At 66.3% G+C, this 11,363-nt stretch carries 11 protein-coding genes; 7 read left to right on the top strand and 4 right to left on the bottom strand.

Going from position 1 to position 11,363, the window contains the following annotated elements:
- From B4A39_RS10410 to B4A39_RS10395, 4 genes are all read right to left on the bottom strand, one after another.
- The coding region (locus B4A39_RS10410) for an SDR family NAD(P)-dependent oxidoreductase (RefSeq protein ID WP_292036320.1) at positions 1-487 on the bottom strand (487 nt) is incomplete at its 3' end.
- A 19-nt stretch (positions 488-506) separates the two neighbouring features.
- Entirely contained in the window at positions 507-1,451 is a 945-nt protein-coding gene (fabD, locus tag B4A39_RS10405; RefSeq protein WP_292036317.1) for an ACP S-malonyltransferase, read from the bottom strand.
- 90 nt (positions 1,452-1,541) lie between these two features.
- Complete coding sequence (locus B4A39_RS10400; RefSeq protein ID WP_292036313.1) at positions 1,542-2,975, bottom strand: purple acid phosphatase family protein; 1,434 nt, start codon at positions 2,973-2,975, stop codon at positions 1,542-1,544.
- A 92-nt stretch (positions 2,976-3,067) separates the two neighbouring features.
- The gene (locus B4A39_RS10395; RefSeq protein ID WP_292036310.1) at positions 3,068-4,357 is read right to left on the bottom strand and encodes an Nramp family divalent metal transporter; all 1,290 of its coding nucleotides are present in this window, start codon (positions 4,355-4,357) and stop codon (positions 3,068-3,070) included.
- Positions 4,358-4,596: 239 nt separating this feature from the next.
- Between B4A39_RS10395 and rpsF the strand changes: the two genes are divergently transcribed.
- The 7 genes from rpsF (at position 4,597) to B4A39_RS10360 (ending at position 11,325) form a co-directional block, all read left to right on the top strand.
- A complete protein-coding gene (gene rpsF, locus B4A39_RS10390) occupies positions 4,597-4,977 on the top strand; it encodes a 30S ribosomal protein S6 (protein ID WP_178827467.1) in 381 nt (126 codons plus the stop codon).
- 11 nt (positions 4,978-4,988) lie between these two features.
- Positions 4,989-5,267 (top strand): 30S ribosomal protein S18, encoded by a 279-nt coding sequence (rpsR, locus tag B4A39_RS10385; RefSeq protein WP_105564333.1) that lies wholly within the window; start codon positions 4,989-4,991, stop codon positions 5,265-5,267.
- A 1-nt stretch (position 5,268) separates the two neighbouring features.
- Positions 5,269-5,853, top strand: a complete 585-nt coding sequence (rplI, locus tag B4A39_RS10380; RefSeq protein WP_292036298.1) for a 50S ribosomal protein L9 — start codon at positions 5,269-5,271, stop codon at positions 5,851-5,853.
- Positions 5,854-6,218: 365 nt separating this feature from the next.
- Positions 6,219-8,642 carry a TonB-dependent receptor plug domain-containing protein gene (locus B4A39_RS10375; protein ID WP_292036295.1) on the top strand — a complete coding sequence of 808 codons (2,424 nt, stop codon included), beginning with the start codon at positions 6,219-6,221 and terminating at the stop codon, positions 8,640-8,642.
- Entirely contained in the window at positions 8,636-9,280 is a 645-nt protein-coding gene (locus B4A39_RS10370; protein WP_292036291.1) for a DOPA 4,5-dioxygenase family protein, read from the top strand. The genes B4A39_RS10375 and B4A39_RS10370 overlap by 7 nt, the downstream gene beginning before the upstream one ends.
- A 64-nt stretch (positions 9,281-9,344) precedes the next feature.
- Positions 9,345-9,710: a hypothetical protein gene (locus B4A39_RS10365; RefSeq protein ID WP_292036289.1), complete on the top strand. Its 366-nt coding sequence runs from the start codon at positions 9,345-9,347 to the stop codon at positions 9,708-9,710.
- Between the two features lie 115 nt (positions 9,711-9,825).
- A complete protein-coding gene (locus B4A39_RS10360; protein WP_292036288.1) occupies positions 9,826-11,325 on the top strand; it encodes a replicative DNA helicase in 1,500 nt (499 codons plus the stop codon).
- Positions 11,326-11,363: the final 38 nt, after the last annotated feature.

Genomic DNA, 11,363 nt, shown 5'->3' with positions numbered 1-11,363 from the left:
AGCCGATCATGCCGGCCTTGGACGCCGAATAGTTGGTCTGACCGGGATTGCCGGTCACGCCGACAACCGAGGTCACGCCGATGATGCGGCCCGAGCGGCGCTTCATCATCCCCTTCACCGCCGCGCGGGTCAGGCGGAAATAGCTCTCCAGATTGATCTGGACGACGGACTGGAAGTCCTCGTCCTTCATCCGCATCAGCAGACCGTCCTTGGTGATGCCGGCGTTGGCGACCAGGATATCCAGCGGACCACCGGCGGCGGCTTCGGCTGCAGCGACCAGATTATCGACCGACTCGGGGTCCGACAGGTTGGCGGTGGCGAAATGGGCGCGCTCGCCCAGTTCCTTGGCCAGATCAGCCAGCACCGCTTCACGCGTGCCCGACAACACCACGGTCGCGCCCTGAGCGTGCAGCGAGCGCGCAATAGCCCCGCCGATGCCGCCGGTCGCGCCGGTCACCAGGGCGATCTTTCCCGAAAGATTGAACATTGTTTCTATCCCTATGAAATCAGAGCGACTTGGCGAACGCTTCGAGGTCTCCCGGCGTGTTCAGCGCCAGGCTCTCGGCGTCCGGCGCGATGCGCTTGGCCATGCCGGTCAGGACCTTGCCCGAGCCGATCTCGGCGAAGCGGGTCACGCCGCCCTCGCCTGCCATCCACTCCATGCTCTCGCGCCAGCGCACTCGGCCCGTGACCTGCTCGACCAGCAGGCGGCGGATCACTTCAGCGTCCGTTTCAGGGCGGGCAGTGACGTTGGCGACGACCGGCACGGCGGGGGCCAGAATCTTGGCGTCGGCCAGAGCCGCGGCCATCTCGTCGGCGGCGGGCTGCATCAGCGGGCAGTGGAAGGGCGCCGATACGTTCAGCGGAATGGCGCGCGCGCCCAATTCCTTGGCCTTCTCGATGGCGCGGTCCACGGCGGCCTTGTCGCCCGAAATGACGACGTTGCCGTTGTTATTGTCGTTGGCGACGACGCAGACGCCGACTTCCGAACCGGCCTTGGCCGCTTCTTCCGCCAGGGCCAGGTCGGTCTTGGGTCCGATAAGCGAAGCCATCGCCCCCTTGCCCACCGGCACGGCGCGCTGCATGGCCTGACCGCGCAGCTTGAGCAGTCGGGCCGTATCCGACAGGCTGATAGCCCCGACTGCCGCCAGCGCCGAATACTCGCCCAGCGAGTGACCGGCGACGAAGCCGGCCTTCGTCACATCGACGCCGAACTCGACCTTCAGCACCCGTGCAGCCGCAACCGAGACGGCCATCAAAGCCGGTTGGGCGTTCTCGGTCAGGGTCAATTGGTCTTCCGGTCCTTCGCGCATCAGGTCGAACAGCTTCTGGTTCAGCGCGTCGTCAACCTCGGCGAAGACGTCGCGTGCGCTGGCGAAGGCCTCGGCGAGAGCTGCGCCCATGCCGACGCTCTGGCTGCCCTGACCGGGGAAGAGAAGCGCGAGGGTCATAGAGGAACGATCCGTGGTCCGTTGATTCAAGGGGCCGAGGGGTAGGCGAAACCCTCCCCTACGGCAAGAAGAACGGCGGATCGCCCTCTATCAGTCCTTGATTTCAGCGGTGCAGGGACGGTTGTCCGGTCCTGCCGCACCGTCACAACGGCGCAGCGCCAACAGGCTCTCTTCGCTCTCGGTCAGGCGGTTGCGCCCGTCCGCCCCCCGCGTAAGGGTGAAGGCGTCATAGAGCTGTCCAGTGGCGGTGAAGGCGCGGAACAACAGGCGGTCGGCTTCGACGTCGATCAGTTGATACAGCTCGGTGTTCTCGGCTGCCCGCACCGGTTGCGTATCCGCGCGATCGTTCAGGCCGTACATCTTGGAGCCGGTGACCGAGACGACATAGACCGGCCCCTGCGGACGGCCCGCAGCGCTGTCGGCGCGCGAGGCCTCGGTTCCTGCGGGGTTGGAGACGCGACCGTAGCAGTGGTCGTGCCCCTGCAGCACCAGATCGATATTGCGCGCGTCGAAGATCGGCTTCCACGCCGCCTTGAGCTCCTCGGTGTCTTCGGGCCGGGCGCAGGTGTAGATGGGCTGGTGGAACAGGGCGACGTTCCAGCGGGCGGGGCTGCTGGCCAACGTGGCGTCCAGCCAACGCGTCTGCGCCGCCAGCCCGCCCAGATCCAGCGCCGCCGTGCCGTCCAGAACAATGAAGCGGACGCCCTGATAGTCGACGAAGTAGCTGGTCGCCTTGACGCCGTCGGCGCCATTATCGGGCAAGGCGAATTGCAGCGACCAGTGCGGGCCCAGCACCCGCGATTCTTCACCGCCGGGCAGGATATGATCGACGTACTCGTGGTTGCCGGTCGCCGGCAATTGCGGCGTCATGGCGAAGGCGCGGCCGCCGGCCTCGGTCCATTCGCCCCACTCGTCGTCGTGAACCTTGACCTCGCGCTGGGCCACCAGATCGCCTGCGTGGACGACCAAGGCGGCGGGGCCAGCCTCCTTGAAAGCCGAACGGATCACCCGCGAGCCGATCTCCAGAATGTCGTTCTGGGTGTCGCCCAGATAGATGAAGCGGAAGGGCGCGAACTCCGCCTTGGCCGTGCGGAAGGGCAGCCACTCGCTCCAACCGTCAGCGGCGCGAACGCGATAGACGTAGCGGGTATCAGGCTTCAGGCCCTCGAACCGCACTTGGTGATAAAGGGCCTGGCCGTTCTCGTTCGCAATCGGGGCCGTGGTCCCGGCCACGGAGCGAGCCGTATAGCCCAGCAGAGGGCCGTCGATCTCCTCGGCGATCTGGGCTTCGGCCGCGGTCTGGCGGGCATCGGTGCGCCAGGCCACGCCCGCACCGCGCGCGGCGTCGGCTGCGGGGCTCAGCACGATACGGTCGGCCCAGCCCTTGGCGGCCCAACGGCCATTCGGCGCGTGCAGCGGCGCAGGCATCGGATCGGGGTCGGGCGGAGCCACGATCTGGGCCATCGACGGCGCAGCCGCCATCAAGACAGAGGCGGCGGCCAGGAAGGCGGCGGACATTTTCATGGAAGTCTCCCCGAGAGTCGGGGGCAGGAACTAGAGGTCCATTGCAACGGTTCGCCGGGGCTTTTGTGAAACTCCTGCGAGGATTGCGCCGCCTACGACGGGATCAGACCGATCAATTCCTTGCCCGCCAGCACGGCGAACAGGATGGCCGCCGCCGCCAGCAGGGTGTTGGACAACCAGTGACTGCGCCACTCCATTGGTACGCGGTTGCTGTTCAACAGCCACAGCAGGGTTCCAGCCAGAAAGGGCATGAACAGGCTGCCCAGCACCCCGTAGGCCACGATCAATCCGAACGGACGATCCATGAACAGCAGCGCCATGGGCGGGAAGGTCAACCACAGGGCATAGGCGCGAAACGGCCGGCTCTTGTCGCCGCGCGCCGTCAGATCGTCTGAGCGGCCGCGCACATGGGCGGTGAAGTCGGCGAACATCAGGCTGACGCCCTGCCAGACGCCCAGCAGACTTGAGAAACTGGTGGCCCAGAAGCCGACCAGGAACAGGATGGAGACCGGACGCCCGAACCGCTCCCGCAGCACCTGATCAAGGTCCAGCAGACCTCGGTCGCCGCCCTGCAGAGCGATGCCCGCCGCATGAAGCAACTCGGCCCCGACGATCAGCATGGCCACCACGAAGACCCCGGTGACCAGATAGGCGACCCGGTTGTCCAGCCGCATGACCGCCATCCAGCCCGGCCCACGCCAGCCCTTGGCGTTCAGCCAATAGCCATAGGCCGCCATGGTGATGGTCCCGCCCACCCCGCCGATCAGGCCCAGGGTATAGAAGACCGATCCTTGCGGCAGGCTTGGCCACAGGCCACTCAGCAGGATTGGAATGTCCGGCGTTACGATCACGGCCAGACCGACCACGGTGACGAACATCACCCCGACGCAGGCCGTCATCACCTTCTCGAACAGGCCGTAGCCGCCAAACCAGACAAAGGTCAGCCCGGCGATCCCGCTCAGCATCCCCCAAACCTTCAGGTTCAGCACCGGGAACAGCGCCGCCAGCGGCAGGGCGGTCGCCGTCATGGCCGCCGCCCCGTACACAAAGCCCCAGATGACGACATAGAGGCCGAAATAGAGACCGGCCCAGTTCAGTCGCCCGCCGATGGCACCCGGCAGCAGGCCGCGGCCCAGGCTGGACCAGCCGTCAAAGATCGTGCGCTCGCTGGCCAGCGTCCATCGCCCGACGGCTTCGGCCAAGGCAATCTTCAGCACCGTGCCTATGATGGCCGCCCACAGCAGGGCATAGCCGAAGCGCGAGCCCGCGATCAGGGTCGCCACCAGATCACCCGCTCCCACCCCGGTCGCCGCCACGACGATACCCGGCCCGATCAGGGTCCAGCGCTTCTTGAGGGCGGCGTTCGGCTCGGACGAGGTCATGCGGCGTCTCCGGTCAGGTCTGGACCATCCGCTGTTTCGGCCGCGCTTGGCAACGCGGGTCGATCAGCCTTGCTCTGACAGGCTTTTTCGCCTATACGCGCCGCCTTTCCAGGGCTTCGGTCCTGTTGCGGAACGCCAAAGGGTTCGGGAAGTCATCTCGGCCGCCGCTTCAGGAGCCATCGTGGGATTGGACTTTACCCGGTCCGCCTCGCGCCGACGCCCACAAGGGAGACTACCGCATGGCTCTTTACGAGCACACGGTCATGACGCGCCAGGATATCTCGGCGCAACAGGCCGAAGCGCTGAACGACACCATCAAGGCTCTGATCGAAGAAGGCGGCGGCAGCGTCGCCAAGATCGAGTACTGGGGTCTGCGCAACCTGACCTACCGGGTCAAGAAGAACCGCAAGGCTCACTATTCCCTGCTCGCTCTGGACGCCCCGGCCGCCGCCGTGGCCGAAGTCGAACGTCAGCTGTCGCTGAACGAAGACGTCCTGCGCTGGCTGACCGTCCGCGTCGAGGAACTCGACCTGGAACTGTCGCCCCTGCTGGCCCGTCGTGAACGCGAGCGCGATCGTGATCGCCCCGCACGCACCGACGAAGCTGCGGCCTCGGAATAAGGAACCGGATCATGACCGACACCACCGCCCCCATCCCGGGCGCCCCGGCCGGCTCCGGCTCGGCCGGCCGTCGCCCCTTCTATCGTCGCCGCAAGGTCTGCCCGTTCTCGGGCGCCAACGCGCCGAAGATCGACTACAAGGACGTGAAGCTGCTGCAGCGTTACGTTTCCGAACGCGGCAAGATCGTGCCCTCGCGCATCACCGCCGTTTCCGCCAAGAAGCAACGCGAACTGGCCAAGGCCATCAAACGCGCTCGCTACCTGGCCCTCCTGCCTTACGTGGTGAAGTAAGATGAAGGTCGTTCTGCTGGAACGCGTCGAGAACCTCGGCGCCATCGGCGACGTCGTCACCGTCAAGGACGGCTTCGCTCGTAACTACCTGCTGCCGCGCGACAAGGCTCGCCGCGCGACCTCGGCCAACCTGAAGGCGTTCGAACTCGATCGCGTCGCCATCGAGCAACGCAACGAGAAGAACAAGGCCGAAGCCCAGAAGATCGCCGACAAGATCGACGGTCAGACCTACGTCATGATCCGTCAGGCCGGTGAAACCGGTCACCTGTACGGTTCGGTCGCCGGTCGCGACGTGGCTGAAGTCATTCAGTCCGAAGGCGGCAAGGTCGAGCGTTCGCAAGTCGTGCTGAACGTCGCGATCAAGGCCCTGGGCGTCCACGAAGTGCCGGTTCGCCTGCACCCGGAAGTCCGCGCTACGGTCAAGATCAACATCGCTCGTTCGGCCGAAGAAGCCGAGCGTCAAGCGAAGGGCGAGGATGTCATCCGCGCCCAGTTCGACGACGAGCGCAACGCCGCCGAACAAGCCGCCCAAGAACTGATCGAAGGCGGCGCTGGTCAACAGGAAGGCTTCGGCGACGAAGCCTGATCTGTCGACTGACGGTATCGATCAAAGGGCGCGTCCTTCGGGACGCGCCCTTTTTTCTTGGATGATCCTTTAGATTTTCTCGTCATGCGGTGACGTAATCTCGATATTCCGCGCCGATTTCGCACCGCAATATCGCCATGGCTCATCCCTGCTGGATGGGCGGGAGATGAAGATGCGAATGCGCCTGTACGCCACCACGCACCGTCCGGTCGTCCGACCGGCGCGATGTCCAGCCCGCCGCTGATCCCCTTCTGGCCGGTCCGCCGCCGGCCCTGACCTCCCAGACCATCGACGCAGTCTCACGACGCCGAGCAACGGCGACGCCTCTTCCCATGCGTCCAAATCAGAAAAGCTGACCTCTCGAGATGACCTCCGCCTATCGTTCCAGTCTGTTTCTCGCCGCGTCCGGCGTCGCTCTCCTGATCGCCGGCGCTGCGGCCGCCCAGGAAGCGCCCACCGACACCACCTCCGTCGATGACATCGTCGTTACGGGCAGCCGCGTGCCGAGCCGATCGCGCCTCGACACCCTGGCCCCCGTCGATGTGGTGACGGCCGAAACCCTTTCGACACGCGGCACCACCGAATTCGCCGCCGCCCTGGCCCAGACGGTGCCGTCGCTGGTCTTCGCCCGTCCGTCCGTCGTGGACGGCACGGACTCGATCCGGCCGGCCACGCTGCGTGGCCTGTCGCCGGACCAGACCCTGGTGCTGCTGAACGGCACACGTCGTCACGCCTCGGCCCTGGTCAATGTCAACGGCTCGATCGGGCGGGGATCGGCCGCCGTCGACCTGAACGCCATCCCCACCGGGGCGCTGGACCGGGTTGAGGTGCTGCGCGACGGAGCCTCGGCGCAATACGGCTCGGACGCCATCGCAGGCGTCATCAACCTGCGCCTCAAGGAAGCGCGCGAGGGCGGTGGCGGCAGCGTCACCTACGGCCAGTATTTCACCACGGTCGAGACAGCGCGCGGCGAACGGGATGAGACCGACGGCCGCACCGTGACAGCGTCCGCCTGGCAAGGCCTGGGCCTTGGATCCGATGGTTTCCTGACACTGTCGGCCGAGTACCTGAACCGCGAGCCCACCAACCGCTCCGACTACGACCCGCGCGTCACGCCGACCGCGATCACCGCTCGCGCAGGCGACCCCGAAGTCGAGCAGTGGACTGTCTTCGCCAACGCTGGAAAGCCTCTGAATACTGACTGGGAGGCCTACGGCTGGGCCGGCTATCAGAACCGCGACAGCGAAAGCGCCGCCTTCCCCCGCCTGGCCAACAACTACGCTCAGAACGTCACAGCCATCTATCCCAACGGCTATCTGCCAAAGATCGCCGTCAACTCGCAGGACCTGTCTCTAGCAGGGGGCGTGAAGGGTGAACTCGCCGGCTGGAGCGCCGACTTCAGCCTCGTTTATGGCCGCAACGCTCTGGATTTCCGCACCGAGAACTCGCTGAATCGCACCTATGGCGCCCAATCGCTGACCAGCTTCGACGCGGGCGGCCTGACCTATGACCAACTGGTTTTCGGCGCTGACTTTACCCGGCAGTTCGAGGTGGGGCTCAGCGGCCCGCTCAACTTCGCCTGGGGCGTGGAGGCCCGCCGCGAGCGCTACAAAATCGACGCTGGCCAGCCGGAGTCCTGGAACCGGGGCCCCATCGGCACGGGTGTCGACCCCGTCACCAACGCCACCGTCACCTTCGCTGGCGGCTCCCAAGGGTTCATCGGGTTCCAGCCCTCGAACGAAGTCGATGAGGACCGCGACGCTGTGGCTCTCTACGCCGACGTGGAGATCCCGCTGACGGACAAGTTCACGGTCGAGGGCGCCCTGCGCGTTGAGGACTATTCCGACTTTGGCGACGCCCGGACCGGCAAACTGGCCGCGCGCTACGACTTTAGCCCCAACTTCGCCCTGCGCGGCTCGGTCTCGACCGGCTTCCGCGCCCCTTCGCTTCAGCAGAGCTTCTTCACCTCGACTTCGTCGGTGATCCAGAACGGCGCCGTGGTCGAAACGGGCACATTCCCGGCCACCAGCGCAGTCGCCACAGCCTTGGGTGCGCGCGCGCTGAAACCGGAGACCTCGACCAACTACAGCCTTGGCGCGGTTGTCCGGTTGGGCGACTTCGACCTGACGGTGGACGCCTACAAAATCACCATCGAGGATCAGATCGTTCTGTCCGAACTGATCAACCGCAGCTTCTCGCCCCAGGTCGCCAGCCTGCTGGACCCGCTGGGCGTCCAGGCCGCGCGCTTCTTCCTCAACGGCGTGACGACCGAGACAGAGGGCGTGGATATCGTCGGCCGCTATCGCCTGCGAACCCAAAGCGCGGGCGACTGGGACTTCACCGTGGCCGCCAACGTCAATGACGTCAGCGTGACCAAGCTGCCGACCTCGTCTTCGGTGCTGAACCCGGTCCCGACCCTGTTCGCGCGTAGCCGCATCCTGACCATCGAGGAAGGCACGCCGGACACCAAGGTTTCCAGCTCGGCCGACTGGAGCCTGGGCCGCTGGGGCGCGACGGCGCGGGCCACCTACTACGCCGATGTGCTGCAGCCCGGATCGACCGCCGCCGCTGACTACTCGACGGGCGCCAAGACCACTGTGGATCTCGAAGGCCGTTTCCAGGTCACGGAGCGGGTCGGCGTCGCTATCGGCGTGGACAACGTGTTCGACGAGTATCCCGACTTCGTTCCCGCCAGCCTGAACAGCAACGGCGTCCTGGGCTTCCCCTACTACTCTCCGTTCGGCTTTAACGGGCGCTACGGCTATGCCCGGCTGAGCGTGAAGTGGTGACCGCAGCGGGCGCCCCACGCGACGGACCTCTCCCCTCCGCCTCGCGTCGGGCCCTGCTGGTTGGGGGCGGCGTGACGGCTGCGGCGGCGACCGCCGCAGCCGTCACGTCCCACCCCGCCGAAGCCGCGGTTCAGGTGGGCGACGAGAGCACGCTGAGCCCCTGGGGCGCGACACCCAAGGGGCCGCCGGAGCCGCTGCCGCGCGGCGTCGACCTGCCTGCCGCGCCTCGGCGTTATACGGAGATCAGCAGCTACCACGCCCACGTCTATTTCAACGAGGATACGGCCTATCGGGCCGCCCAGTTGCGCGACTGGGTCATCCATCGATTCAAGGTCGAGCTGGGCGAGTGGAACGAGGGGCCGCGCGGCCCGCACACCACCCCCTCCTTCTATTTCGGCTTCAGCAACGAGCAGGTTCCGACCGTCATCCCCTGGCTGATGCTGAATCACCTGGGGCTGAAAATACTGATCCACCCCAATACGGACGATCCCTACGCCGACCACCTGATCAACGCCCTTTGGATCGGCGAGACCCAGCCGGTGAACGCCTTCCGCATGGCGCGATCGGCCAAGGCGGCTGGCAGCGACATCGAACGCATCTATCCAAACACCCTGCCGTCGCTGCCCCTGGAGACCTGACGGCGTTCACCGAGCATTCATCAACGAAAAGGCAGGTTGAGGCATTCCATTCGGAGGGGTCCGCATGAAGAAGGCCACGCTTGTCCTCGCGCTCGCCGCCAGCCTGTGGGCCGGATCGGCCAGCGCCATGACGGTTCAGGAATTTCTGACCGCTGCCAACCGTATCCCGCGCAATCCCACCGCGCTTTTGCGAGCGGACACACGCCGGCTGATGAACGAGACCAAGGCCGCCTTCGGCGCTGTTCGCAGCGAGCAGACGGCCGCCCAGGCGGCGGGTCGCCGGCCCGCTACCTGCATGCCGGAGAAGGTCAGCATCTCCGCCGAAGCCCTGCTGGCGCGGTTCAACGCGATCCCGGCGGCCCGGCGCAATATCAGCGTGACCCAGGCCGTACGCGAATGGATGGCGGTGGAGCACCCCTGCCCGGCCTGATCCCTGCTGATCCGACAAGGGTTTTCGGGACCGTCCACAGGCGCCGCCGGATGGTCCACGACCAAGGCCATGGCCGCGTCTGACGTGGGCGCGGCTTAGGGCTATGCGTATGCCCATGAACGCCTTCGCTCCCCTGCCCTACGGAAACGCCGATCAGGTCGCCGTTTCGTCCATGCCCCACAATCTGGAGGCGGAGCAGGCGCTGCTGGGCTCGCTGATGTTCGACAACGCCGTGTTCGAGCGCCTGAGCGACCGCCTGCGCGGCTCGCACATGTACGAACCCTTCCACCAGCGGCTGTTCGAAGCGATCGAGGATCATATCCGCCAGGGCCTGCTGGCCGAGCCGACCATCCTGATGGAACGCTTCAAGCAGGACCCGGCCTTCCATGAGTTCGGCGGCCTGCGCTACCTCGCCGATCTGGTGGACCGCGCCCCGCCGGCGGCCAACGCCCCGGACTATGCCCGCGTCATCTATGACCTGGCCCTGCGGCGGGACCTGATCCGCATCGGCGGCGAGATGATCAAGGAGGCGCCCAACCCGGACACGCCCGCCGACGAACAGATCGAACAGGCCGAGCAGACCCTTTATTCGCTGGCCGAGACGGGCAAGCCTTCGTCGGGCTTCGTCAACTTCTCCACCGCCCTGGCCGGGGCCGTGGAAATGGCGGGCGAGGCCTATCAGCGCGAGGGCAAGCTGGCCGGTCTGGCCACTGGGCTGGTCGATCTGGACCGCAAGCTGGGCGGCCTGCACCCCTCCGACTTGCTAATCCTCGCGGGTCGTCCGTCGATGGGTAAGACCGCCCTGGCCACCAACATGGCCTTCAACGTGGCCCGCGCCTACCAGTGGGAGCCCACGCCGGAGGGTCGCAAGACGGTCAACGGCGGGGTGGTGGCCTTCTACTCGCTGGAAATGAGCGCCGAACAGCTGGCCATGCGTATTCTGGCTGACGCCTCGGGCGTGTCCTCGGACAAGCTGCGCAAGGGCGAGATCGACGCCTCGGACTTCGGCAAGCTGCGCGACGCGGCGGTCGAGATCGGCGAGAGCCCCCTCTACATCGACGCCACCGGCGGCATCTCCATCTCCAAGCTGGCGGCGCGTGCGCGACGCCTGAAGCGGATGGAGCACGGCCTGGACCTGATCATCGTCGACTACCTGCAGCTGGTGACGACGGGCGAAGGCGGCGGCCAGAAGAACCGGGTGCAGGAAGTGTCCGAGATCACCGGCGGGCTGAAGGCTCTGGCCAAAGAACTGGGCGTGCCGATCATCGCCCTGTCGCAGCTGTCGCGTCAGGTCGAGCAACGCGAGGACAAGCGGCCCCAGCTGTCCGACCTGCGTGAATCCGGCTCGATCGAGCAGGACGCCGACTGCGTCATGTTCGTCTATCGCGAGAGCTACTATCTGGGCCGGGCCGAGCCGCGCGAAGGCTCCGAGGAACACCTGCAATGGCAGCAGGACATGGACCGGCTTCAGGGCCAGGCCGAGGTGGTCATCGGCAAGCAGCGTCACGGCCCCATCGGCATCGTCAAGCTGGCCTTCGACGCCGACACCGTCCGCTTCGGCAACCTGGCCCATGACGACCGCTACGGCAGCGCCTATGCGGATATTCCCGAGTAGGGTCGGGGCGGCATTGCACTGGGCGAAGAAAAAACAGT

The sequence above is a fragment of the Brevundimonas sp. UBA4553 genome (genome assembly GCF_002387245.1).
Classification (GTDB): Bacteria; Pseudomonadota; Alphaproteobacteria; order Caulobacterales; family Caulobacteraceae; genus Brevundimonas.
This window is presented reverse-complemented; position numbering and strand designations above follow the sequence as displayed.